Origin of the sequence: Streptomyces silvisoli, assembly GCF_029269905.1 — a bacterium.
In the GTDB taxonomy this organism is placed as follows: Bacteria; Actinomycetota; Actinomycetes; order Streptomycetales; family Streptomycetaceae; genus Streptantibioticus_A; species Streptantibioticus_A silvisoli_A.
In genome coordinates, this window is the sequence record NZ_JARJBC010000025.1 from 25,016 (window position 1) to 49,506 (window position 24,491).

General features: G+C 70.0%; 23 protein-coding genes. 13 read left to right on the plus strand and 10 right to left on the minus strand.

Features of this window, described 5'->3' with window-relative positions; all coding sequences use genetic code 11:
- Nucleotides 1-20: 20 nt before the first annotated feature.
- Complete coding sequence (locus P3G67_RS29655) at nt 21-569, minus strand: hypothetical protein (protein ID WP_269859258.1); 549 nt, start codon at nt 567-569, stop codon at nt 21-23.
- Nucleotides 570-724: 155 nt separating this feature from the next.
- On the opposite strand from P3G67_RS29655, the gene P3G67_RS29660 reads away from it, so the two are divergent.
- A complete protein-coding gene (locus tag P3G67_RS29660; RefSeq protein ID WP_276096239.1) occupies nt 725-1,978 on the plus strand; it encodes a sensor histidine kinase in 1,254 nt (417 codons plus the stop codon).
- 4 nt (nt 1,979-1,982) lie between these two features.
- A complete protein-coding gene (locus P3G67_RS29665) occupies nt 1,983-2,615 on the plus strand; it encodes a response regulator (RefSeq protein ID WP_269859260.1) in 633 nt (210 codons plus the stop codon).
- A 73-nt stretch (nt 2,616-2,688) separates the two neighbouring features.
- Here the strand turns inward: P3G67_RS29665 and P3G67_RS29670 are convergent, their stop codons facing one another.
- Together P3G67_RS29670 and P3G67_RS29675 are read right to left on the minus strand one after the other, a co-directional pair.
- Nucleotides 2,689-5,472 carry a helix-turn-helix transcriptional regulator gene (locus tag P3G67_RS29670; RefSeq protein ID WP_276096240.1) on the minus strand — a complete coding sequence of 928 codons (2,784 nt, stop codon included), beginning with the start codon at nt 5,470-5,472 and terminating at the stop codon, nt 2,689-2,691.
- A gap of 251 nt (nt 5,473-5,723) precedes the next feature.
- A complete protein-coding gene (locus P3G67_RS29675; protein WP_276096315.1) occupies nt 5,724-6,491 on the minus strand; it encodes a thioesterase II family protein in 768 nt (255 codons plus the stop codon).
- A gap of 551 nt (nt 6,492-7,042) precedes the next feature.
- On the opposite strand from P3G67_RS29675, the gene P3G67_RS29680 reads away from it, so the two are divergent.
- The 5 genes from P3G67_RS29680 (at nt 7,043) to P3G67_RS29700 (ending at nt 9,906) form a co-directional block, all read left to right on the plus strand.
- Nucleotides 7,043-7,513: a MarR family winged helix-turn-helix transcriptional regulator gene (locus P3G67_RS29680; protein WP_269859263.1), complete on the plus strand. Its 471-nt coding sequence runs from the start codon at nt 7,043-7,045 to the stop codon at nt 7,511-7,513.
- Between the two features lie 92 nt (nt 7,514-7,605).
- Nucleotides 7,606-8,169, plus strand: a complete 564-nt coding sequence (locus tag P3G67_RS29685; protein WP_269859264.1) for a TetR/AcrR family transcriptional regulator — start codon at nt 7,606-7,608, stop codon at nt 8,167-8,169.
- 25 nt (nt 8,170-8,194) lie between these two features.
- Nucleotides 8,195-8,782 (plus strand): DUF4865 family protein, encoded by a 588-nt coding sequence (locus P3G67_RS29690; protein WP_276096241.1) that lies wholly within the window; start codon nt 8,195-8,197, stop codon nt 8,780-8,782.
- A 182-nt stretch (nt 8,783-8,964) separates the two neighbouring features.
- Entirely contained in the window at nt 8,965-9,171 is a 207-nt protein-coding gene (locus P3G67_RS29695) for a MarR family transcriptional regulator (RefSeq protein ID WP_269859266.1), read from the plus strand.
- 135 nt (nt 9,172-9,306) lie between these two features.
- On the plus strand, nt 9,307-9,906 hold the full coding sequence (locus P3G67_RS29700; RefSeq protein WP_276096242.1) for a TetR/AcrR family transcriptional regulator: 600 nt from the start codon (nt 9,307-9,309) through the stop codon (nt 9,904-9,906).
- 14 nt (nt 9,907-9,920) lie between these two features.
- On the opposite strand, the gene P3G67_RS29705 is transcribed toward P3G67_RS29700, so the two are convergent.
- Nucleotides 9,921-10,256: a hypothetical protein gene (locus P3G67_RS29705; RefSeq protein ID WP_276096243.1), complete on the minus strand. Its 336-nt coding sequence runs from the start codon at nt 10,254-10,256 to the stop codon at nt 9,921-9,923.
- A 363-nt stretch (nt 10,257-10,619) separates the two neighbouring features.
- On the opposite strand from P3G67_RS29705, the gene P3G67_RS29710 reads away from it, so the two are divergent.
- The gene (locus tag P3G67_RS29710) at nt 10,620-10,853 is read left to right on the plus strand and encodes a heavy-metal-associated domain-containing protein (RefSeq protein ID WP_276096244.1); all 234 of its coding nucleotides are present in this window, start codon (nt 10,620-10,622) and stop codon (nt 10,851-10,853) included.
- A 79-nt stretch (nt 10,854-10,932) separates the two neighbouring features.
- Here P3G67_RS29710 and P3G67_RS29715 read toward each other — a convergent pair whose 3' ends face one another.
- The 3 genes from P3G67_RS29715 to recD2 all read right to left on the minus strand — a co-directional run bounded on the left by P3G67_RS29715 (nt 10,933) and on the right by recD2 (nt 16,071).
- On the minus strand, nt 10,933-11,700 hold the full coding sequence (locus tag P3G67_RS29715) for an SDR family NAD(P)-dependent oxidoreductase (RefSeq protein WP_391858380.1): 768 nt from the start codon (nt 11,698-11,700) through the stop codon (nt 10,933-10,935).
- Between the two features lie 641 nt (nt 11,701-12,341).
- Nucleotides 12,342-13,631: a citrate synthase gene (locus P3G67_RS29720; protein WP_276096246.1), complete on the minus strand. Its 1,290-nt coding sequence runs from the start codon at nt 13,629-13,631 to the stop codon at nt 12,342-12,344.
- Between the two features lie 193 nt (nt 13,632-13,824).
- A complete protein-coding gene (recD2, locus tag P3G67_RS29725) occupies nt 13,825-16,071 on the minus strand; it encodes an SF1B family DNA helicase RecD2 (RefSeq protein WP_276096247.1) in 2,247 nt (748 codons plus the stop codon).
- Nucleotides 16,072-16,189: 118 nt separating this feature from the next.
- On the opposite strand from recD2, the gene rbsK reads away from it, so the two are divergent.
- From rbsK to P3G67_RS29740, 3 genes are all read left to right on the plus strand, one after another.
- A complete protein-coding gene (gene rbsK / locus P3G67_RS29730) occupies nt 16,190-17,104 on the plus strand; it encodes a ribokinase (protein WP_276096248.1) in 915 nt (304 codons plus the stop codon).
- Between the two features lie 198 nt (nt 17,105-17,302).
- A complete protein-coding gene (locus P3G67_RS29735) occupies nt 17,303-18,121 on the plus strand; it encodes a hypothetical protein (protein WP_276096249.1) in 819 nt (272 codons plus the stop codon).
- Between the two features lie 103 nt (nt 18,122-18,224).
- Nucleotides 18,225-18,830 carry a class F sortase gene (locus tag P3G67_RS29740; protein WP_276096250.1) on the plus strand — a complete coding sequence of 202 codons (606 nt, stop codon included), beginning with the start codon at nt 18,225-18,227 and terminating at the stop codon, nt 18,828-18,830.
- Nucleotides 18,831-19,014: 184 nt separating this feature from the next.
- Here P3G67_RS29740 and P3G67_RS29745 read toward each other — a convergent pair whose 3' ends face one another.
- Genes P3G67_RS29745 through P3G67_RS29755 form a run of 3 tightly spaced genes read right to left on the minus strand, consistent with a single transcriptional unit; the run spans nt 19,015 to nt 22,186 of the window.
- Nucleotides 19,015-19,887 (minus strand): sugar phosphate isomerase/epimerase family protein, encoded by an 873-nt coding sequence (locus P3G67_RS29745; RefSeq protein WP_276096251.1) that lies wholly within the window; start codon nt 19,885-19,887, stop codon nt 19,015-19,017.
- Nucleotides 19,884-21,038 carry a dihydrodipicolinate synthase family protein gene (locus tag P3G67_RS29750; protein WP_276096252.1) on the minus strand — a complete coding sequence of 385 codons (1,155 nt, stop codon included), beginning with the start codon at nt 21,036-21,038 and terminating at the stop codon, nt 19,884-19,886. Before P3G67_RS29750 ends, P3G67_RS29745 begins: the two co-directional genes overlap by 4 nt.
- Complete coding sequence (locus P3G67_RS29755) at nt 21,035-22,186, minus strand: Gfo/Idh/MocA family protein (RefSeq protein ID WP_276096253.1); 1,152 nt, start codon at nt 22,184-22,186, stop codon at nt 21,035-21,037. Before P3G67_RS29755 ends, P3G67_RS29750 begins: the two co-directional genes overlap by 4 nt.
- 175 nt (nt 22,187-22,361) lie before the next feature.
- Here P3G67_RS29755 and P3G67_RS29760 point away from each other — a divergent pair, with 175 nt between their 5' ends.
- Together P3G67_RS29760 and P3G67_RS29765 are read left to right on the plus strand one after the other, a co-directional pair.
- Nucleotides 22,362-23,426 (plus strand): LacI family DNA-binding transcriptional regulator, encoded by a 1,065-nt coding sequence (locus P3G67_RS29760; protein ID WP_276096254.1) that lies wholly within the window; start codon nt 22,362-22,364, stop codon nt 23,424-23,426.
- A 117-nt stretch (nt 23,427-23,543) separates the two neighbouring features.
- Nucleotides 23,544-24,476: a bifunctional helix-turn-helix transcriptional regulator/GNAT family N-acetyltransferase gene (locus P3G67_RS29765; RefSeq protein ID WP_276096255.1), complete on the plus strand. Its 933-nt coding sequence runs from the start codon at nt 23,544-23,546 to the stop codon at nt 24,474-24,476.
- The last annotated feature ends 15 nt before the right edge of the window (nt 24,477-24,491 follow it).

Here is a 24,491-nt window from a genome sequence, read left to right on the forward strand (position 1 = left end):
CGACGTGCTGCGCTGGGCAGTTAGGGGATGCGAACGGCTTCGGCCTGCGAGACGGCGGCGTTGCCCTGGGCCAGTAGCTTGCGGCGCCGGGTCAGCAGCACCGCGGTACGGGCCAGCACCATCGCCAGCGACATGAAGACGAAGGCGTTCGCGTAGACGTCCTGCCCGCTGAGCTTGTAGTCGATGCTGAACTTGACGATTCCCTGGCTGAACCAGTGCTCGGTCCCGTAGGCGAACAGGACGCGCGTGCTGGACAGCACGATCCACAGCAGAGCGTATCCGATGCCGCCCCTGGTGTAGATCTGGCCGCTGGCCGAATCCCGTTCGGCGGGCAGCAGGGCTCCCGCGATCAGTCCGCAGATGGCGCCCACGCCGATGCCGACGAGTTGCAGCGAGATGTCGTTGCCGCCGGTCGGCAGCGAGTGCACGAACAGTGCGATGACGATGGCGACCGCGAGCAGTGACCGCGCCATCCGCATGTTGGTGACGCGCCGACGGCCGAGGTCGGTCGCCAGGATGATGGTGAGGATCGTCGCGCTGGCGATGAGCGCGGTCAGAAACGGGCTCATGTGACTACTGGCCTTCCCTGGTCTGGCGCCATTCCCTGCGCCACTGCACTCCACGCTATGGGCGCACCCCGTCCCGGCGGGACGACTGAACGGTTGGACCCGCTGTCCACCGACCGGTGGACAAGCGGACACCCAAGGGTGGTAGGACTTGTGCTGTGCGCACTCACACCCCGGTGAACTCCCAGGTGAACGCGGTGGAGCAGACCACGGACCAGGCCCCCGAGGCGGGGAACCGCTGGTTCGGCCTGTGGGACGGGTACTTCGCCATCAGCTACGCCGTCACCACCGTGCTGCTGTTCACCACCCACGGCGAACAGACGCGCCGCGCCATCGCCATCGGCGCGTTGACACTGGCGGTCCCGTGGTACGCGGCGCTGGGCCGCGGTCTGATGCTGCACAACACCGTCCACCGGACCGTCACCCGACGCAACATCGTGTTCGGGCTGGGCCTGTTCGCGCTGTTCGCGGTGGCCACCGCGTTCGACATCTCGGGGTCCTTCGCCCTGTTCGCCATCGTGCCGATGCTGATGATGGCGCTGCCCACCTCGTCGGCGATCGCGGTGGTGCTGCTGGCCAGCCTCATGCCGGTGACGGTCGTCTGGCTGACCGGCGGGGACATGGGCACCGTACTGCCCATCTCGCTGCTCGGCATAGCGCTGTCCGTACTGCTGGGGCTGTGGATCACCCGGGTGGTGCGGCAGAGCAGGGAGCGCGCCGAGCTGATCGACGAGCTGCGGCGCAGCCGTGAGCAGTTGGCCCGGCTGTCCCACGAGGCCGGGATCTCCGCCGAGCGCGAGCGGCTGGCCCGGGAGATCCACGACACTCTGGCACAGGGCCTGACCAGCATCATCAGCCTGGTGCAGGCCGCCGAGTCGGAGGTGACCTACGCCCCGCAGCTGGCCCTCCAGCACCTGGGCCTGGCCGGGCGGGTGGCCAAGGACAGCCTGGCCGAGGCGCGTGACTTCGTCGCCGCGCTCACCCCTCCAGCGCTGCGGGAGAGCTCTCTGGTGCAGGCGGTACGGCGGCAGGCGGAGGGGTTGGAGGCGGAGACCGGCCTCGCGGTGCGCTGCTCCGTGCGGGGCACGGACCGGCCGCTGCCGATGGCGGTGAGCGTGGTCCTGCTGCGGTCGGTCCAGGAGGCCTTCGCGAACGTGCGCAAGCACGCCAGGCAGGCACGGAACGTGGACGTTCTCCTGGTGTTCGAGGAGGCCAGCGTCCGCCTGCTGGTGCGGGACGACGGCGAGGGCTTCCAGGACCAGCCGGTGGCCCGCGACGGCGGCGGGTTCGGGCTGCGCGGCATGCAGGCCAGGGCGCGCGAGATCAACGGGGTGGCGACCGTCAGCAGCCGCCCCGGACAGGGCACCACCATCGAGGTCTCGGTGCCCGCTGAGCCAACCAGCGAGGGATGAGGACGTGACGGACCACAACGCGATCAGGGTGCTGCTGGCCGACGACCACCCGGTGGTACGGGAGGGCCTGTGCGCCATGCTGGAGTCCGCCGAGGGCGTCACCGTCGTCGGGCAGGCCGGATCCGGTGAGGAGGCGGTGACCCTCGCGGGCCGTCTGACGCCCGACATCGTGCTGCTCGACCTGCGCATGGGCGGGATGGACGGGGTCGACGCCACCGGGCACATCCTGCGCGCCTCACCGCGCAGCAAGGTCGTCATCGTCACCACGTACGAGAGCGACGCCGACATCCTGCGGGCCGTGGAGGCGGGCGCGGCCGGATATCTGCTCAAGGGCAGCTCCCGGATGGAGCTGATCAACGCGGTGCAGGCGGCGGCGCGCGGGGAGACGGTGCTGACGCCGTCGCTGGCGACCAAGCTGTTCCGGGCGCGGGCGGTGGACACCCCGCCGCTGTCCGACCGTGAGATCGAGGTGCTGCGGTTGGTCAGCCAGGGGCTGACCAACGCGGAGATCGGCAGGAAGCTGTTCATCGGCGAGGCGACGGTGAAGACGCATCTGCTGCGCGCGTACCGCAAGTTGGACGTCTCGGACCGCACGGCCGCCGTCATCACCGCACTGGAGCGGGGCCTGCTGTCCTGACCGCCGTGGTGGGTGCTCGCCATCGCGTCGGAAAGGGGCCTGGGGTGGGGGCGAGCCCCCACCCCCCGAACCACTAGGCGATGCCCGCCAGGCTGCTCTCGGCGAGCTTCGACGGCAGGTCGCGGCGGCGCTTGACCTTCAACTTGCGGTATATCCGGGTCAGATGCTGCTCCACGGTGCTCACCGTCACATACAGCTTGGTGGCGATCTCCCGGTTGGTGTGTCCGTGCGCGGCCAGAACCGCGACCCGGGACTCGGCCTCGGTGAGCGCCTCCGCCTCACGTGACACGTCCGCCTGACCGGCGACGGAGACCTCGCCGTCGGCGTCACCCGGCATCAACTGCTGGCACAACGGCTCGGCACCGCACGCCTTGGCCACGTGCCACGCCTTGCGCACCAGCAGCCGCGCCCGGTTGAACTCGCCCAGCGCACGGAAGCCGTTGCCCAACTCACCCAGCGCGGCGGCGAGTTGCAGCCGGTCGTCACCGTTCTCCAGGATCTCGACCGCCTCCTTGAGCAGGTGCAGTCGACGCTTGAGGTCAGCTGTGCGGGCCAGCACCAGCAGTTGCGCACCGCGGGTGCGGCTGGTGCCCGAACCTCCGCGCAGCGGCTGCCGCTCGGCCAGCGACCTGGCCTGGCCTGCCTCGCCCAGGGCGAGCCAGGCCTCGGCGGCGTCGATCCGCCACGGCACCAACTCGGCGGAGTCGACTCCCCACTCCTCCATCAGCCGTCCGCAGGCCAGGAAGTCCTCCAGGGCGGCGTGGTAGCGGCCGGTCGCCAGGTGGCTGCGGCCACGGGCGCGTAGGTAGTGCAGCCCCGGCAGGGTGCGGAACAGGGCGGCGGGCACCGGCTGTTCGAGCAGTGCCATCGCCTCTTCGTGCCGCCCCATCGCGGTCTCGGCCTGGATCAGGGTGCTCAGCGGCAGAGCGATGAGCACTCCCCAACTCTGCAGGGAGATCAGTGACATCGCGGAACGGGCATGGTGCGCGGCGCCCGGCAGATCGCCCTGGCGCAGCGCGATCTCCGCCCGTACCGCCGACAGCAGCGCGTGCCAGGCCGGCGCGCGGCGAGCCGAGCACTCGCTCAGCAGCCGCTCGCACCAGGCCAGGGCCAGGTCGGCGCGGTCCGCGTAGAGCAGCGCCAGCAGCGCGAAGACCAGCGGCTGCAGGGTGCTGTCGCTGAGCCGGTACCGCTGGAGTACCCGCTGGGCCTCGGCCACGGCGGTCTCTGCGCGTCCGTCGGCGAGCGAGGCGGAGATGGCGGAGGCCGCCTGGGTGTGGGCGTCGCCCACGGTGCCGCAGGCCCCGCCCTGTGTCGTCGCCCGGCTGATCCCTGAGTCCGGGAAGACCGACTGCAACGGCGGGCTGATCATGGCCAGCCAGCGGCGGGCGGCCTCCAGGGCCGCCTCGTCGTGGCCCGGCTCCTGCTCGGTGCGCGACCGCTCGGTGCGGGACTGGAGTTCGCGGACCGACTCGACCGCGTCGTCCAGCCGCCCGGACCACGCCAGGTACGACATCGACATCGCCAGGTAGCGGCGTGGCAGCCTTCCCGGCTCCAGTTCCGCGGTCAGTTGCGGAAGGTGTTTCTCGGCCGCCGCCGGGCAGCTGCGCCAGACCACGCTGACCAGCTTGGCCTTGATCTCGGCCCGGGTGGCGCCGACCTGGCAGGCGCCGTGGGCGAGTTCGAGGCAGCGCAGCGCGAACTCGGTGTCGTCGTCGACCAGGGCGTACTCGGCCGCCTCCTGGAGCACCGGCACCATTTCCGGCGCCACTTCCTGACGCGCGGCGAGCAGGTGCCGGGCCACGTCGAGGGCGCTGGCGCCGTCCTTGTGCAGCAGGTGGGCGGCGCGCAGGTGCAGGCTCGACAGGGTGTCGGCCGGGGTGGCGGCCAGTACGGCGTCGCGCGCCGAGGTGTCGCGGAAGGTACCGCCGTCCAGTACGGCGCAGCGGCTGAGGTCCTGGATGCCGTGCTCCGCCGACTCGGCGTGGATCTCAAGCACCCGGCTGAGCAGCGCGGTTGAACTTGCGTCGCCCAGTACGGCCACGCCGCGGGCCACGGTCAGCATCTCGGGCTCGCCTCGGTGCAGGCAGTCGCGCACCGCCTGCGAGAACGTCTCGGCCGGTGCGACACGCTGGAACGGCTCGCCGCGCTCGGCGCCCTGGCAGTCCTCCAGCAGTGCGCGCAGCAGCAGCGGGTTGCCGCCGGTGATGTCGTGGCACTCGGCGGCGAGCCGGGACGCCATCGACGGTGCGAAGTGACCGGCCAGCACGCTCGCGGTGCCCTTGGGGGACAGCATGCCCACCTGCACCCGGGTGCAGTGCGGTTGGCGCAGCAGTTCGGCGTGGAAGGCCAGTTGCTCCTGCCGCAGCCTGGTGGACTCGGTCAGTACGATCAGGATCCGCGCCTGGCGCACCCGTCGGGCCAGGTAGAGCAGGAACTGTAGGGAGTGGTCGTCGGCGCAGTGCACATCGTCGATGGCGATGACGACCGTTTGCTCCCTGGCGAGTTGCAGCAGCGCCCAGGAGGCGAAGGGCATCGCCCGCATCCGGGCGTGCGGCGCCGCCTCAACAGATGCCTCGTCCAACAGCCGTATCGCGTCGGAACGCACCTGCGGCGATATCGAGGGGTGATCGAAAATCTTTCTCAGGATCCCGAACGGCAGTGAGCGCTCGGCCCGCGATCCGGTGGCGTCAAGGAGTAGCGCGGCTTCCTCGATCGCCTGCTCGGTAAAGCTTTCCAGCAGTTCCGTTTTCCCACTCGCTACGGCACCGCTGATCAGGGCCACACGGCCTCGGCCCTTCGTCGCGCTCTGCAGCAGTTCATGCAGCGCGGCCATGTGGCTCTCGCGCTCTACCAACTTGGCGGATAGTGACACAATTTCCCCCGATTCGCATTGCGCCGGGCCGCACGGAGTTAACGTCACGGCAATGCGCGTAAATCGGAACCATTTAGGGTTCGCAGGCCGTGGAAGGCCGGGAACAGGTCGTCAGATCTTTGGTTTGGCAACGAATCCTGGTGCGCCCTGGGGTGGTGGGCGCACCGCCGATTCGAATGGTTCGGGAGCCCCGTGGTCAGGCGGGTCTCCTCGGCTCTCCCTTAGGAGTTGCGCTAAGAGGCCGCGGCACTGCGGTTGTTGAGCGCCGCGGACACGATCTTGACGATCTGCTGCTGATGGTTGGCCAAGAAGAAGTGGCCGCCCGGGAAAACGTGGATGTCGAACGCACCGCTGGTGTGCTCGCGCCAGGCCTGCGCCTCCTCCAGGCTGGTCCTCGGGTCGTTGTCACCGGTCAGTACGGTGATGGGGGCCCGCACCGCGGCACCGGGCTCGGCCCGGTACTTCTCGATGGCCGTGTAGTCGCTGCGGATCGCGGGCAACACCATCCGCAGGATCTCCTCGTTCCCGAGGATCTCCGGGTTGGTGCCGCTCAACACCCGCATTTCTTTGACGATACCGTCGTCGTCCCGCAGGTGCACGCTCTCGTCACGGTACCGGGAGGGGGCCCGTCGGCCAGAGGCGAAAACGACCAGCGGAACGAAATCCAGATCGCGCTCAAGACGCCGGGTCACCTCGAAGGCGAGAACGGCACCCATGCTGTGGCCGAAGAGGGCCGTCGGACGGTCCAACCACGGTTTCAGTTCAGCGGCGATGGCGTCGGCGTACTCACCGATGTTCTCGATGGCGCGGTCCGCGCGGCGGTCCTGACGACCTGGGTACTGCAATGAAAGGACGTCTACCGCGGGAGAGAGCGCACGCGACATCGGGAAGTAGAAGGGCGCTGACCCGCCGGCATGCGGCAGGCATACGAGACGCACTCCGCTTTCCTCGGCAGGGTGGAAACGGCGTATCCAACGGCTGGCGTCCTGGAGTTCACCCACTGCACCGAAACTCTTTCCTGTGGTTCCCCGACCTGTGGCCGAACACGATGGTCCCTGCGGAGTGCCTGCGCGACATGCTGCTGCGAGGGCGCCGTTGCCTGTCCGGCACTTCGACATGAACTCCTCGGCCCGGTTCCATGTCTAGCAGAACGGGTGATCTAGGGGGTACCCCTACCTTTGGACCTACCACCCGGATGGTGCCTGAGGCGACCGATCGAAAGTCCCCCGTTCTGCCTGGTGGTTGGGGGTGTTCGACGGGCCGGTAGGGGGATGCGGGAAACCAGTTGCCTCTGCGGTCCCATACGAACTCGTGACGGGTTCTTGGCGCCAAGTCGGGGCGCGTTGGGGGCGCGGGGGGCGCGCAGAGGGGCGCACACGAGCGCGGAATGAGCGAATGGCCGCACCGCGGGGGCGCGGTCGCGAACCGGCAGGCAGGCGCGGCCGGCCTCCCCTCGGGGGCCTGGCAGCTCCGAGGGGCGCTTTGCAGGGGCCGCTGGCCTCCGGCCGACAGCTCTACACTGGGCGGGACGTACGCTGCGAGGAGGGCGCGATTGTCCCGGACGGACCAGTCGGAGTCGACAGAGGCTCTGGCTCAGGGCTGGTGCGCGCTGGCTGCCCTGCACTCCCGTATCGCGAGCCGCGTCGAGCGTGCCCTGCAGTCCGCGCACGGCCTCGGGGTGACGGAGTACTCCGTGCTCCGGGTACTCAGCCGCCAGCAGGGCTACCACATGCGGATGCAGCAGTTGGCCAACGCCGTGGTGCTCAGTCAGAGCGCCACCACCCGTGTGGTGAACAAGCTGGAGGACCAGGGCCTGCTCACCCGCTATCTGTGCGCCGACGATCGGCGCGGCATCTACACCGAGGTCACCGAGGCAGGACGGGCGCTGCTCGACGCCGCCCGACCGACCAACGACGCCGCCCTGCGCGAGGCGCTCGACGAGGCGGCCCAGGAGCCCGAACTGGCCCCACTGGTACGCGCCGTGGAGACCGTCGATCCCGTCGCCGGCGCCGCCGTTCCTTAGCCCTCCCGGCCTTCAGCTCTCTCGCCCTCGCGGTGCCCGAGGGGGCCTGTGAGTACCTGGAAATTGTAACTACTAGTACGTACACTGCCCGCATGGACACGGCTGACCGTTTGATCGAAGGCACCCGCGAACTGCTCTGGGAACGCGGCTACGTGGGGACCAGCCCGAAGGCGATCCTCCAGCGCGCCGGGGCGGGCCAGGGCAGCATGTACCACCACTTCAGCGGCAAGGCCGACCTCGCGCTGGCCGCCGTGCGGCGATCCGTGGAGCAGATGCGGACGGCGGCGGATGCCCTGCTGTCCGCTCCCGGTACCGCCCTGGAACGGATCACCGCGTATCTGCGCCGGGAGCGCGATGTGTTGCGCGGCTGCCCGATCGGGCGTCTGACGATGGACCCGGACATCATCGCCAGCCCTGAACTACGCGCGCCACTGGACGAGTTGTTCGGCTGGCTTCGGCAGCGCCTCGCCGAGGTGATCGCCGAAGGCCAGTCCCGCGGCGAACTCGGCGCGGAGCTGGACCCGGTGGCCACCGCAGCCGCCATCGCGGCGACGCTGCAAGGCGGTTACGTACTCGCCCGCGCCGCAGACTCGACCGAACCGTTCGAGCACGCCGTCACCGGCGTACTGGCGCTCCTCGCGTCAGCCGACCACTAGGCAGCCCAAGGGAGTTCACTCCGCCATGTACGCCATGCAGTACCAGATCACCCTGCCCGCCGACTACGACATGGAGATCATCAGGCACCGCGTCAGAACCCGCGGCTCGGCCCTTGACGCCTTTCCCGGCCTGGGGTTGAAGGCGTATCTGATCCGCGAGCGGGAGAACGGCTCGCCGGTCAACCAGTACGCGCCCTTCTACCTGTGGCACTCCATCGACGGCATGAACCGGTTCCTGTGGGGTGGCGGCGGGTTCAACGGCATCGTCGACGACTTCGGGCGCCCGCCGGTGGAGCACTGGACCGGCGTCGGCTACGAGCGCGGCCCCGCGTTCGCCAGCACCCCGCGCGCCGCGACTCGCCGTACCCAGCCCGTACCGTCGGGCATCGACCCCACCCCCTTCGTCACTCGTGAACTCGACACGTTGCGGGAGCACGCTTCCGCCCCCGCGGTGCACTCCTCGGCGCTCGCCATCGACCCCCGGCACTGGGAGTTGGTGCGCTTCACGCTCTGGGAGCGCCTGGCCGAGCGGCCGGAGGGCGAGACGGGTTACGAAGTACTGCACCTCAGCTCACCACACTTGGCCGAGCTGCCCACCGGCCGTCACTGGTAGCGCCGGCGAGCGGCCCTGACGGCATTTCTCGCTCTCGACACGATTGTCACTATTACGCCGGTTCTCCGTCACAGATGTTCCACAGGGCCTGCCGGACTACGGCCGGTGTCGTTGTCCGGCACAGAGTGACTGCACAGCAGCCACTATCCGTTGTGGCTCTGCCCCTGTGGGAGGTGCGAGAGATGCCGGACCGAACCCTGTGGTCGTACGCGGACATCGCCGCGCATATCCGGGTGCGTACCGACACCGTGCGCTCATATCGCAAGCACGGCCTGCTGCCGCCACCGGATGTCGTGGAGGGCGGTAAGCCCTTCTGGTATGCGGACACCATTCGCCTGTGGACCTCCAGACGACCGGGCAACCGGTCACGTGCGAAACGGGACTGGTGATCGTGGTGTAGGACCACATGGCACGGCGGCGCCAGGACCCTGGCGCCGCCGCCGTGTCGTGTCCCGGCAACTACTATACGACCGTCCTACACGTTCGTATAGGACAGTTGTCAGAATCGGGGCTACGATTCGGCCATGGGACATCGCGAGGATCTGCTGGAGGGCGCCAAGCGCTGCCTCCGGGAGAAGGGCTACGCACGCATCACGGCGCGTGACATCGTGGCGGCATCGGGCACCAACCTGGCCTCCATCGGCTACCACTACGGCTCCAAGGAGGCGCTGCTGAACGCGGCGCTGATGCAGACGGTCGAGGAGTGGGGCGAGGAACTGCGCACCGCGCTGGCGGCCGAGATCGCCCCCGACACGACCCCGGTCGAGCGTTTCGTCGCGATCTGGACCCGGATGATCGACTCGCTTGGCGAGCAACGGCCGGTCTGGGCCGCGAGTTTCGAGAGCTTCACCCAGATCGACCGCCTGCCCGAGGTGCGGGCGTTCCTCACCGAGGGGCTGCGGCAGGCTCGTTCCGGTATGGCGGCGCTGTTCCTCGGAGTTGACGAGAGCACGCTCGGCGAGAAGGAGTCGCATACCGTCGGCTCGTTCTACTACGCGCTGCTGAACGGCGTGATGGTGCAGTGGATGATCGACCCCGAGAGCGCGCCCTCCGCCTACGACCTGGCCGAAGCACTACGGACCATCTCGGCCCGGATGGGCGGCGAGCAAGCGCCCGCGGGCTGAACGGCCTCGTCCGGTCAGCGGGTCGGCCATCCGCTGACGACGTCCGGCGCCGCTCCCTCCAGGGCCGGGGTGCGCGCGGGCGCGTGGCCGACCCGGCCGGTGCGGTGGATGGCCAGGTCACCGGCGAGCGCGGAACCGGCGACCACCAGCAGCACGAGGGATATGTTCAGCCGCCCGCTGGCCGCGAGGATCTCGCCGGTCACCAGCAGGGCGGAGTTGGGCACCAACGGTGGGATGGTGGTCAGCGCCAACAGGACATAAGCCCACAGCATGTTGCCCGCCATGTGCCGTGACAGCGCGGACGTGAAGTCCAGCGAGTCCAGTGCCGACACAATCGATGAACCGCTCATCCCGCCGTGCCTCATTCCGGGTTGCGGCCCGGTTCCTTGAAGAGTCCCGCCCCGGGATGTAGCCCAGATCCATGACGACGGTGCCAGGTGGCGTACCTGCCAGGCAATCGCGTTCCGGCTAATCCGGCAGGTCCACAGGGGAATCCATCCGCCAGAACGACGGGACGTGCTCTGTACGGTGTAGGAGCAGGTGCCGAAACGTCCACCCGCAGGGGGACCCCGGCGCGTTGGCGCGCCAGCACCAGGGACACACCGGCCCGACCTCCACCCGCCGGAATACCCTCCGGGGGTATATGGTTCCATGGTGCGGGAGGCGGCGTCCGCCTCCCCGGCGACACCGCACACGCATCCCCCGGAGGACCCATGGCCGCCATCAACTCCGACACCGCCACCGTTGTCTACGCCGTTTCCGGCATGAGCTGCGGCCACTGCGAGAAGGCGATCACGGAAGAACTCTCCGCACTGCCCGGCGTCACCACCGTCGAGGCAGATGCCAAGGCGGGACAGGTCTCGGTGACCGCCACCGCACCGCTGGACGACGACACCGTACGCGCCGCGGTGGACGAGGCGGGATACGAACTCACCGGCCGCGCCTGACCGGGTACGCGCAGGGGCCTGGTCGGGAGCCGGTGTACGGCCCCCGACCAGGCCCCTGTCACGCCGCTGACCGGCGGCGTCAACGTCCCAGCAGCTCGCCGCCGTTGCACTGGAGGATCTCGCCGGTGATGAATCCGGCGTCCGGTGAGGCGAGGAACACCACCGCGGCGGCCACATCGCCGGGCCGACCAACTCGGCCGACCAGGGTGCGCCCCGCCCGGCGGGTCAGCTCCGCGTCATTGAGTCGCGCACCGAAGAACTCGGTGCCCGCGACCGTACCCGGCGCCACGATGTTGCACGTGACGCCCTGCGGGCCGAGCTGGGCGGCCAGCGAGTGGTTCCAGGCGTGCAGCGCGGCCTTCGACGCGCCGTAGGAGCCACCGCCGCGCAGCGCGGCAAGCGAGGTCACCGTGATCACCCGGCCGTGTTCCGGGGTGAGCCGGTCGCGCACCGACTCGGTGAGCAGCACGGCGGTCAGCACGTTGCGCTCGAAGTCGCCGCGCCAGCGGGCCAGTACCGCGTGCGGCCCGGCACCCGCCGCGGCCTCACGGCTGCCCGCGTTGTTGACCAGCACGTCGATGCGGTCCGGGAGCCGGCTGAGCGCCGCCTCCACATCGTCCGGGTCGGCCAGGTCGCAGATGATCGGGGTGACCTTGTGGCCGTGTTCGGCGGAGAGTTCGTCCGCGGCGGAGCGCAGCACCTCACGGCGCCGTCCGACGATCACCACGTCATCACCGGCCGCGGCGAACCGGGCGGCAACCGCACGCCCGATGCCCGTGCCACCACCGGTGATCACAACGGTCCTCGTCGCCATGTCCGCCGCACCGTCCGTCTCGTTCCGCACCATTTCGCTCGCCCGCCCCAACACCCGCTGCTGACTGGGCGTTTAACGCTACGCGATGGTCAATCACGGTTCGGCGCAGGGGGCGGTGTCGACGGGTCTCGTGCATCTGACGTAGCCCGTGCCTATTTGCCCGCGACTACGGCAGCGATCAAGGGAGACCTAGATCACACTCATGGCAACGTAACCATGGAGGGGGGTCGTTGGTCTAACCGGTCGATCACCGGGCTCCCGGCGGACTCGGTGACGATAGTGGGGTCAGCCGTCTTGGGGGACGGAAGGCCCGCGTGCGCCGGGGCGAAGCCCGGAGAGCTTGAGCGGCCCTCTCGGACTGTTTCGTCCCGGCATGGCGCACGGAGCGTGGCGCTCACCCGAACGCCCGGTACGGACCCGTGGGGGGATCCGAATCCGGGATCCAGGGCGCCCCGCGCCGGACCCGTGGGGGGATCCGGCGCGGGGCGCTGCTCTGACCGTGTTTCGTTCTCGCCGCCAGCCGCCTATGTCACCGCGGCTCGCTCACCTCGCACAGACGGGATGGCCGATGCGTGCCGTCACAGGCGGCATGCCCCGCGCACAGAGGTGTGGCGGGGCGTCCTCATTGGAAGGGGCGGTACGCGGAGGGGATAGCTCCCCCCGCGGGAAGCGGACTAGCGGGCCTCGACCGGGACGTAGTCGCGGATCTCGACGCCGGTGTAGATCTGGCGGGGGCGGCCGATGCGGGAGCCCGGCTCCTTGATCATCTCGTGCCACTGGGCGATCCAGCCGGGAAGACGGCCGAGCGCGAAGAGGACGGTGAACATCTCGGTCGGGAAGCCCATCGCCCGGTAGATCAGACCCGTGTAGAAGTCCACGTTCGGGTACAGCTTGCGGCTGACGAAGTAGTCGTCGCTCAGCGCGTGTTCCTCAAGCTTGAGGGCGATGTCCAGCAGCTCGTCGGACTTGCCGAGGGCGGACAGGACGTCGTGCGCCGCCGCCTTGATGATCCTGGCCCGCGGGTCGAAGTTCTTGTAGACCCGGTGGCCGAAGCCCATCAGCTTGACGCCGTCTTCCTTGTTCTTCACCTTGCGGATGAAGCCGTCGACGTCGCCGCCGGTCGCCTGGATGCTCTCCAGCATCTCCAGCACCGCCTGGTTGGCACCGCCGTGCAGCGGACCCCACAGAGCGTTGATGCCCGCGGAGATCGAGGCGAACATGTTCGCCTGCGAGGAGCCGACCAGCCGGACCGTGGAGGTGGAGCAGTTCTGCTCGTGGTCCGCGTGCAGGATCAGCAGCTTGTCCAGCGCGTTGACGACGACCGGGTCCAGGTCGTACTCCTGCGCCGGAACGGCGAAGGTCATCCGCAGGAAGTTCTCTACGTAGCCAAGGTCGTTACGCGGGTAGACGAAAGGCTGGCCGACCGACTTCTTGTAGGCGTAGGCCGCGATCGTCGGCAGCTTGGCGAGCAGCCGGATCGTGGACAGATTGCGCTGCTTCTCGTCGAACGGGTTGTGGCTGTCCTGGTAGAACGTCGACAGCGCGCTCACCACGGAGGAGAGCATCGCCATCGGGTGCGCGTCCCGCGGGAAGCCGTCGTAGAACCGTTTGACGTCCTCGTGCAGCAGGGTGTGCTGGGTGATCTCGCTCTTGAAGGAGCTGAGCTCGTCAACGGTCGGCAGCTCACCGTTGATCAGCAGGTACGCGGTCTCCAGGAACGTGCCACGCTCGGCAATCTGCTCGATGGGGTAGCCGCGGTAGCGCAGGATCCCCTGCTCACCGTCGAGGAACGTAATCGCGGACTTGTAAGCCGCGGTGTTCCCGTAACCGCTGTCCAGGGTGACCAGCCCGGTCTGGGCCCGCAGCTTGCCGATGTCGAAGCCCTTGTCGCCAACGGTGCTCTCGACCACCGGGTAGCTGTACTCGCCGTCCCCGTACCGCAGTACTACAGAGTTGTCGCTCACGTCATCCCTCACCGACGTTGTGCCTCTTCTTCGAGGTGCCCTGACTGCTACTACCTTCCCCCATTTGCCATACATACGTGCACCCGGGGTCAGTCAGACGCCAAAAGGTGGCACGCAGTGCCTATCTTCCTCCTCCTGGAACCCCTTCAACACCCAGGATCACCCCGCGGCGCCAGGGTGTCCTGCTGCCCGTTCAGGTCCCGTGGAGAGCGCCCATCAACCGGTGATCAAGAGCCGTGCAACGACGGCCTGCGGAAACGGCGCGCACCGCCTGTGCTATCGCCCTGCGCGATCCCACCAGCACCACGAGGCGTTTTGCCCTGGTAACAGCCGTGTAGAGCAGATTGCGCTGCAGCATCATCCACGCACCAGTGGTGACAGGGATCACCACGGCCGGGTACTCGCTGCCCTGGGAGCGGTGGATGGTCACGGCATAGGCGTGCGCCAACTCGTCCAACTCATCGAAGTCGTAGTCGATCTCCTCGTCCTCATCGGTGCGCACCGTCAGCCGCTGCTCTTCGGCGTTGAGCGCGGTCACCACGCCGACCGTGCCGTTGAAGACGCCGTTCGCCCCTTTCTCGTAGTTGTTTCTGATCTGCGTGACCTTGTCGCCCACGCGGAAGACCCGACCGCCGAACCGGCGCTCCGGCAGATCGGGGCGGGCGGGGGTGATCGCCTGCTGCAGCAGGCCGTTGAGCACCCCTGCGCCCGCCGGTCCGCGGTGCATGGGGGCGAGCACCTGGACGTCCCGGCGCGGGTCGAGACCGAACTTCGCCGGAATGCGGCGGGCCGCCACGTCCACGGTGAGCCGCCCGGCCTCCTCGGTGTCGTCCTCGGCGAAGAGGAAGAAGTCCGTGAGCCCCTGGGTGATCGGCGGCGCACCGGAATTGATCCGGTGCGCGTTGGAGACCACGCCGGACTGCTGGGCCTGCCGGAAGATCCGGGTCAGCCGGACCGCGGGGATCGGGCTGCCGTGCGCCAGCAGGTCCCGCAACACCTCGCCCGCGCCGACGCTCGGCAACTGGTCCACATCGCCCACGAACAGCAGATGGGCGCCCGGCGGCACCGCCTTGACCAGCTTGTTCGCCAGGATCAGATCCAGCATGGAGGCCTCGTCGACCACCACCAGGTCGGCGTCCAGCGGCCGGTCCCGGTCATAGGCCGCGTCGCCGCCGGGTTTCAGCTCCAGCAGGCGGTGCACCGTGGACGCCTCGGCGCCGGTCAGCTCGGCAAGCCGCTTGGCGGCGCGGCCGGTCGGCGCGGCGAGCACCACCTTGGCCCGCTTGGCGCGGGCCAGGGTCACCACCGACTTCACCGTGAACGACTTGCCGCAGCCGGGGCCGCCGGTCAGCACCGCCACCTTCTCGGTGAGCGCCAGCCGTACCGCCTGCTCCTGCTCGGGGGCCAGATCGGCGCCCGTGCGGTCCTTGAGCCAGGCCAGGGCCTTGTCCCAGGCCACGTCACGGAAGGCGGGCATCCGGTCCTCCGGGCCGCGCAGCAGCCGCAGCAGCTGACCGGCCAGGGAGATCTCGGCACGGTGGAACGGCACCAGGTAGACCGCGGAGACCGGGTCCCCGCCCTCCGGGTCGGGCACCCGCTCGCGCACCACGCCCTCCTCCGCCACCAGCTCCCCCAGGCAGTCGATGACCAGCCCGGTGTCCACCTGGAGCAGCTTCACCGCGTCGGCGATCAGCCGTTCCTCGGGCAGGAAGCAGTTGCCGTTGTCGGTGGCCTGCGACAGTGCGTACTGCAACCCGGCCTTGGCCCGGTCCGGGCTGTCGTGGGGGATACCCACGGCCTGCGCGATCTTGTCGGCGGTCAGGAAGCCGATGCCCCACACATCGGCGGCCAGCCGGTAGGGCTGGTTCTTGACCACGGAGATCGAGGCGTCGCCGTACTGCTTGTAGATGCGCACCGCGATCGAGGTGGATACGCCGACGCCCTGGAGGAAGACCATCACCTCCTTGATCGCCTTCTGCTCCTCCCAAGCCGCGGCGATCATCCTGGTGCGCTTCGGCCCCAGCCCCGGGACCTCGATCAGGCGCTTCGGCTCCTGCTCGATCACATCCAGGGTGTCGGTGCCGAAGTGCTCGACGATGCGGTCGGCGATCCGCGGGCCGACGCCCTTGATCAGGCCCGAGCCGAGGTAGCGGCGGATGCCCTGGACCGTGGCGGGCAGCACGGTGGTGTAGTTCTCCACCGTGAACTGCTTGCCGTACTGCGGGTGGGAGCCCCAGCGGCCCTCCATCCGCAGCGCCTCGCCCGGCTGCGCGCCCAGCAGCGCGCCGACGACGGTCAGCAGGTCACCGGCGCCACGGCCGGTGTCGACCCGGGCGACGGTGTAGCCGTTGTCCTCGTTCGCGTACGTGATCCGCTCCAGCACGCCCTCGAGAACGCTCAGCCGGAACCCTCCTGCGGCGGCATTCTGTCCAGCCCCCATCGCCCCGCCCTCCCTCCGCGGCTACGAACTGATACGACGTTACCGTCGGCCGCTGACACCCCGGCCGACCTGTGGACAACCAACGCGGGCACCTGTGGACAACGTGAGGAGCACGAGAATGCACGGCTTCGATCTGCTGGTCGTCGGGTCGGCCAACGCCGATCTGGTGGTCGCCGTGGAGCGGCGGCCGACGGCCGGGGAGACTGTACTCGGCTCCGACCTGGCCACCCACCCGGGCGGCAAGGGCGCCAACCAGGCCGTCGCCGCGGCCCGGCTGGGCGCCGCCACCGGCCTGCTCGCGCGGGTCGGTGACGACGCGCACGGCCGTCTGCTGCTGGACACCCAACGCGCCTGCGGGGTGGACACCCGCGGTGTGCTGGTCGGCGGGGCACCCACCGGTGTCGCGCTGATCATCGTGGACCCGTCCGGCGACAACAGCATCGTGGTCTCCCCCGGCGCCAACGCCCGGCTCACGCCCGATGACGTGGGCGCGGCCGGAGACATGCTGGCCGCCGCGCGGGTGGTGTCGCTCCAGCTGGAAATCCCCCTGGAGACCGTGGCCGAGGCGGTCCTGACGGCCAAGCGGGCCGGCACCAAGGTGGTGCTCAACCCGTCTCCGCCCGCCCCGCTGCCCGCCGATGTGCTGGCCGCCTGCGACCTGCTGGTCGTCAACGAGCACGAGGCCAGGTTCCTGCTGCGTGACGACCCGGCGGCGGCCGAGGGCACCCCGGAGGCCTGGGCCAAGGCGCTGCTGGGCCGTGGACCGCGCTCGGTGGTGGTGACACTGGGCGCGGCGGGCGCCCTGGCCGCGCCCGGTGACGGCGGCGCCGTGCGCATCCCGAGCCAGCGGGTGCGGGCGGTGGACACCACGGGCGCGGGTGACGCCTTCACCGGTGCGCTGGCATGGCGGTTGGGAGCCGGGGACGAGTTGACGGAGGCGGTGCGGTTCGCGGTGCGTGTCGGCGCCGCGGCAGTCACGCGGCCCGGTGCGCAGGAGTCCTACCCCACGGCGGCGGAGGTGGCGGCTCTGTGAGCTGGAACCCCGGCCGACGGTAGGGGCGGGTAACTCCACGGGATGACGGGGCCGGCGGGTTTCCTCGTCCTTTTGACCGACAGCGCTCTGGCCATTCTCCCGAGGCTCTGACCTGCGGATTCTTCGTAGCGTGAGGGGTGTCGGCGCACGTCGCCCGAAATCCAGAACCGTGCAGTTGATCCGCATACGGAGATACCCATGTCCCTTCGCACCTCTCGCACCTCCCTGCGGGCCGTCGTCGCCACCGCGGCGGTGGCCGGCGCGGTCCTCGTACCGGCCGCCGGTGCCTTCGCCGCGGACTCCGCGTCACAGAAGCCCAACGACGCCTCCGCCCAGGAGGCGGGCGGCAAGCAGGACACCATCCCCGAACTGCGCAAGTACACCCTTATCGACGGCAGCACGGTGACCGTCACCGGCGGCAAGGGCGCCTACGTCGCAAAGATCACCTTTGCGGGCGGCAAGGGCACCGCCACGCTCACCACCGCCAAGCCGACCGGCACCTACAACGGCACGAAGGTCACCTTGAACGCGGACGGCACGGTCACCTCCGTCGAGGAGAAGGACCAGGGCAAGGACGCCTCCTGGGTGCGTTACTACACCCTCAAGGACGGCAGCAAGGCAAAGGTGACCAAGGACGGCAAGGGCGGCTACACCGCTGTGATCACCGCCAACGGCCAGACCGTCGGCACCCTCACCACCGCCCGCCCGAACGGCAACCACAACGGCCTGCACGTCACCTTGCACAAGGACGGCACCGTGACCTCCTGGCTGGAGGGCGGCGACGCCAAGAAGAACGACGAGACCGAGAAGAACACCGGCCACGGCGCCAGCAACGGCAAGTCGGCGCAGCAGGGCGGCGCCAAGCAGTTGCCGAAGGGCGGCGTGGCCGCGGGTGAGGAGATGAAGGCGGACACGGCCGTCAGCCCGACCATGGTCGCCGATTCGGTGGCCGCTGCCGCCGCGCTCGGCGGTGCCGGATACGTCGTCGTCCGTCGTCGGCAGAGCAACGAGGGCTGAGCCCGGCGCCGGACCGGGGACCGCGGTACCGGAGCGCCGCCGGCCACTGGCGGCGCCCCGGCCGCACACCGGTCAACTCGCCCTTTCCCGAGTGGAGTTCACCATGCCCCGTACCGCACCCGGGCGCTGCGGCTCGCTGCCCGTACCGGCCGTGCTGGCGCTGCTCACGGCCCTGTTGTTCGCGGCGTTGTCCGCCTGTTCATCCGGGTCCGGCGCGGTGTCGTCGGTGCCTTCGTCCAGCGCGGCGGGCAGCGCGCCCGCCAACGCCCCGACGCGGGTGGCCGTCCCCTCGATCGGGGTGGACAGCACACTGATGCGGCTGGGCCTGAACAAGGACCAGACGGTGGAGGTCCCACCGCCCGACAAGGGCATGACGGCCGGTTGGTACACCGGCAGCGCGGTTCCCGGTGACCAGGGCGCCGCGGTGATCATCGGCCACAACGACACCCGGTACGGGAAGGCGGTGTTCCACGACCTGAAGAAGGTCAAGAAGGGCGCGGACATCGCGGTCCGTACCGCCGACGGCGAGACCCGGCACTTCACGGTGACCAACACCGAACGCGTGGCCAAGAACGCGTTCCCCACCGACAAGGTCTACGGCCCCAACCCGAAGCCGGTGCTCCGACTGGTCACCTGTGACGGTGCGCTGGACGCCAGCGGCCACCCGGAGGACAACCTCATCGTCTACGCGGCGCTGCGCACCGGCTGATCCACAGCTGATGACCGAAGGGGTCCGGCCGAGGCCGGACCCCTTCGTGTTCCCCCCTCGCAGGCTCCCCGAAGCCCCCCTCGGGAACCTGACGACGTGTAGGACACCCCACGTAGCCGGATGGTTGCACCCGGAGACGAACATTTTCCGGCGGGGCCTAGATGCGCCGGGAAATCACGCGCGCCTACCGAACATGCTCGCGATATCGTCCGGCGACCTCCTCCAGCACCTCCGTGCCGGGGCGCTGCCACAGCTGCGGGTTGAAGACCTCGACCTCCACCGGGCCGCCGTAGCCCGCCGCGTCCACCCGCTCGCGGAAACCGCGCAGATCGACGCAGCCGTCACCGAGCTGTCCACGGCCGAGCAGGGCCCCCTCGGGCAACGGGGTGACCCAGTCGGCGAGTTGGAAGGCCGCGATGCGTCCGGAGCGTCCCGCCCGCACGAGTTGTTCGGGCACCCGCTCGTCCCACCACAGGTGGTACGTGTCCACGACCACCCCCACATGCTCCGCGGGGAAGCGCTCCGCGAGTTCCAGCGCCTGGGAGAGCGTGGAGACCACACATCGGTCGGACGCGAACATCGGGTGCAGCGGCTCGATCGCCAGCCGTACCCCGCGTTCCGCCGCGTACGGGGCGAGCCGGTCGATGGCCTCGGCGACCCGTTCCCGGGCCGCGGCAAGGTCCTTGGCGCCCGCCGGAAGGCCCCCGCTGACCAGGACCAGGGTGCTGGTGCCCAAGGTGGCCGCCTCGTCGACCGCCGCCCGGTTGTCGGCGAGCGCGGCATTCCACTCCCTCGGATCCGAGGCGGTGAGGAAGCCGCCCCGGCACAGCGAGGTGACCGTCAGGCCCGCGTCCCGCACTACTTGGGCGGCACGCTCCACGCCGAACGCCTGGACCGGGGAGCGCCAGAGCCCGACCCCGGGGATGCCCAACGCGCGGCAGCCCCGCACCAGTTGCGGAATGGACAGCTGCCGGACCGTCTGCTGGTTGATGCTCAGCCGGACGAGGTCCCCCGCATCCGCCGGGTGGTGCGCACCGACCCGATTGTCAGTGGTCACTGGGAGACTCCATGTACGGCGAGGAAGGAGGTGACACGGAAGGCCGCGAGGTCCGGATCGGGGAACAGGCCGAGGCGGTCGGCGAGTTCGTAGGCGCGCGCCAGATGCGGCAGGGAGCGGGCGCAGTGCTGTGCGCCGACCATGGTGAAGTGCGGCTGGTGGCCACTGAGCCAGGCGAGGAAGACCACGCCCGTCTTGTAGTAGCGGGTGGGGGCGCCGAACAGGTGCCGGGACAGCTCGACGGTCGGGTCGAGCAGCGACCGGAACCGTTGGGTGTCGTTCTCGTCGAGGGCACGTACGGCCTCCGCCGCGACCGGTGCCAGTGGGTCGAAGATGCCCAACAGGGCGTGGCTGATGCCGTGTTGGTCGCCCTCGATCAGTTCGGGGTAGTGGAAGTCGTCGCCGGTGTAGCAGCGCACACCGTCCGGTAGGCGGCGGCGCAGCTCGATCTCGCGGTGTGCGTCGAGGAGGGAGACCTTGACGCCGTCGACCTTGCCGGGGTGTGCAGCGATCAGCGCCAGCAGGGTCTCGGTGGCCGCGTCGAGGTCGGTGCTGCCCCAGTATCCGGTCAGCTGCGGGTCGAACATCGGGCCGAGCCAGTGCAGGATCACGGGTTCCGCGCACTGGCCCAGCAGTCGCCCATAGGTCTCCAGATAGTCCTCGGGGCCACGGGCCAGCGCGGCGAGCGCCCGGGAGGCCATCACAACCGGCTGCGCGCCGCACTCCTCGGCGGTTGCGAGTTGTTCGGTATAGGCGGCCGCCACGGCGGCCAACGAGGTGACGGGGGTGGCGAGTTGGTCGGTACCGACGCCCGCGGCGATCCGGCCGCCCATGGAGCGTGCCTCGGCGGCGGAGCGGCGGATCAGCTCGGCCGCCGCCGGCCAGTCCAGGCCCATGCCGCGCTGTGCGGTGTCCATCGCCTCGGCCACCGCCAGGCCGTGGCGCCACAGATGGCAGCGGAAGGCCAAGGTGGCGTCCCAGTCGATGGCGGCGGGCGCGTCCGCGGCGGTGCGGTAGGGGTCGGCCACGACGTGCGCGGCGGCGAAGACGGTACGGCCGCGTGGTGCGGGGCCGGGCGGATACACGGCGGACGGAGCACGTCCGGGTTCGTGCGGGCGCAACTGGCCGTGTTCGTCCGGAAGCTTGATCACAGGGACAGCTCCGGCACGTCGAGGCGGCGGCCCTCGGCGGAGGAGCGCAGGCCGAGTTCGGCGAGCTGGACGCCACGGGCGCCCGCGAGCAGGTCCCAGCGCCATGGCTCGTCAAGCACCACATGGCGCAGGAACAGTTCCCACTGCGCCTTGAAGGCGTTGTCGAACTCGCCGTTGTCCGGGACCTCCTGCCACTGCTGGCGGAACGGCTCGGTGCTGGGCAGGTCGGGGTTCCACACCGGCTTGGGGGTGGTGGCGCGGTGCTGTACCCGGCAGTTGCGCAGGCCGGCTACGGCGGAGCCGTGTTCGCCGTCGACCTGGAACTCCACGAGTTCGTCACGGTGGACGCGCACCGCCCAGGAGGAGTTGATCTGCGCGACCGCTCCGCCGGCCAGTTGGAAGACGCCGTACGCCGCGTCGTCGGCGGTCGCGGCGTACGGCTTGCCGTCCTCGTCCCAGCGCTGCGGCAGGTGGGTCGCGGTCAGTGCCTGAACGGTGGTGACACGGCCGAAGAGTTCATGCAGCACGTACTCCCAGTGCGGAAACATGTCCATGGTGATTCCGCCGCCGTCCTCGGCGCGGTAGTTCCAGGACGGGCGCTGGGCGGGCTGCCAGTCGCCCTCGAACACCCAGTAGCCGAACTCGCCGCGCACCGACAGGATCCGGCCGAAGAAGCCCCCGTCGACCAGCCGCTTGAGCTTGCGCAGTCCGGGCAGGAAGAGTTTGTCCTGGACGACCCCGGTCCTGACTCCGGCGTCTTGTGCCAACCGGGCGATGTCCAGGGCGCCTTGGAGGCTGGCGGCGGTCGGCTTCTCGCAGTACAGGTGCTTGCCGGCGGCGATGGCCCGGCGCAGTGCGGTGGCGCGGGCGGCGGTGACCTGGGCGTCGAAGTAGATCTCGATCGACGGGTCGGCGAGCACCGTGTCCAGGTCCGTGGTCCAGTGCTCCAGCCCGTGCCGGTCGGCGATGGCCCGCAGCGCGTGCGCACGGCGGCCGACCAGGACGGGTTCCGGCCACAGTATGGTGCCGCCTTCGAGTTCCAGACCGCCCTGTTCACGGATCGCCAGGACGGAGCGGACGAGATGCTGGCGGTAGCCCATGCGTCCGGTGACACCGTTCATGGCGATCCGCACTGTCCTGCGCGTCACGGGGAAAGTCCTCTCCAGCAGGAGCCCACACATAGCAAGCGCTTACTGCGCGCCGAACCTACCGTTCCGCCTCAACCCCCTTCAAGGGGCCGGGCCGTGCGCCGTCGCGGGCGGTGAGACCATGGCGCCGAAGGGCGGCATGCCCTCCCGAGGCGCAGGTGGAGGCGGAACGTCGATGACCGTGACCTTGGCCGATGTGGCGGCGCGGGCGGGGGTCTCCTCAGCCACGGTCTCCCGTGTACTCAACGGCAACTATCCCGTGGCGGGTAGTACCCGCGCCCGGGTGCTGCGTGCCGTCGAGGAGTTGGAGTACGTGGTCAACGGACAGGCCAGGGGGCTTGCCGCGGCCACCTCCGACCTGGTCGGAGTGCTGGTCAACGACATCGCGGACCCGTTCTTCGGCATCATGGCGGGCGCCGCGCAGGCCGAGATAGCGCACGGGTCGCGGGGCGGCACGGGCACGTGCGGCGGCAAGCTCGCCGTCGTCTGCAACACCGGGGGCTGCCCGGAGGCCGAACTGACCTATCTGACGCTGCTGCAGCGGCAGCGGGCGGCCGGAGTGATCGTCACCGGCGGCGCCGCGGAGGGCACCGAGCACACCCAGGCCGTCACCGCCAAGCTCGCCCGGCTGGCGTCCGACGGCACCCGGGTCGTGCTGTGCGGGCGGCCGCCGCTGCCGCTGGACGGTGACGCCGCCACCCTGGCCTTCGACAACCGGGGCGGCGCGCGTCGGCTCACCGGGCATCTGCTCGAACTCGGCCATCGTCACATCGGCTACATCACCGGCCCGGAGAACCGCAGCACCACCCGGCACCGGCTGGAGGGCCACCGCGCCGCGCTGGCCGACCACGGCCTGGCCGCCGACGCGGAGCGGCTCACGGTGGGCGGCGACTTCGGCCGTGCCGCCGGTTACCGCGGGGCGCGCGAACTCCTGGACACCGTACCGGAGTTGACGGCCATCGTCGCGGCCAACGACACCGCGGCGCTCGGGGTCTGCGCGGCACTGCGCGAACGGGGTCTGCGCGTCCCGCGGGACGTGTCCGTCGCGGGCTTCGACGATCTGCCGTTCAGCGTTGACGCGGCGCCCGCCCTGACCACCGTGCGGCTCCCCCTGCACGAGGCGGGGGCACGGGCCGGGCGACTGGTGATGGGCCGCGAGAGCGCGCCGCCCGGCGGTGTCTCGATGGTGACCGCGCGACTTGTCACCCGCGCGTCCACGGCCCCGCCGCCCACGTCCTGAACGGCTGGTGAACCGGCGGCTCGACGTGCCCGTACCCGGTGATGTTCCGCGGAGCGGAACCTAACCTTGTCGGTGACAAGGATTACGCGAGCATTGAGTCCCGCCGAGGGGAGCCGCATGAGCGACACCGCGCAACTTGCCCCGACGATAGAAGCGGTACGCGCCTTCAACCGCTTCTACACCAGTCTGATCGGCGCGCTCGACTACGAGGGCCGCCTGGGCACGCCGTACTCGCTTACCGAGGCGCGGGTGCTGTACGAGCTGAACCACGCGGCCGACCTGCCGGTGCCCCGGCTGCGGCACACCGTACGGGCGGAGGCGGCGCATCTGAGCCGGGTGCTCACCCGGTTGGAGAAGGCCGGACTGATCACGCGGGCGCCGCTCGCCGCGGACCTCAGGGTGCAGGTGGCCCGGCTGACCGACAACGGGCGCACCGCGGCGGCGCTGCTGGAGGAGCGGTCGCAGCAGGCGGTGACCGACCTGGTCGGCCGGTTGGGCGACAGCCAGCGGCACCGGCTGGGCGAGGCGTTGCGCGCCGTGACGGACATCCTCACGCACCCTCGGCTGGGCGTCATCGCGCTGCGCCGCCCCGCGCCGGGTGACCTGGGCTGGGTGGTCCAGCGTAACGCGGCTGTCTACGCCGAGGAGTTCGGCTGGAACGGGGAGTACGAGGCGCTGGTGGCCCGGATCGTCGCGGACTTCGCGGCGGAGCACGATCCGTCACGGGAGGCCGCGTGGATCGCCCAGTTCGAGGGCGAGCCGGTCGGGTGCGTCTTCTGCGTCCAGGACAGCGCGCCACAGACCGCCCGGTTGCGGCTGCTGCTGGTCGAGCCGAGCGCACGCGGACACGGCATCGGTGATCGACTGGTGCGCGAGTGTGTGGAGTTCGCGCGGAAGGCCGGATACCGGGAGCTGGTGCTGTGGACCAACGACGTACTGCACGCGGCGCGGAAGATCTACCAGCGGGCGGGGTTCGAACTCGTCGCCGAGAAGCCGCACCGCAGCTTCGGCCAGGACCTGGTCGGCGAGGACTGGCGGCTGGTGCTCTGACGCGCGTCCGTGACA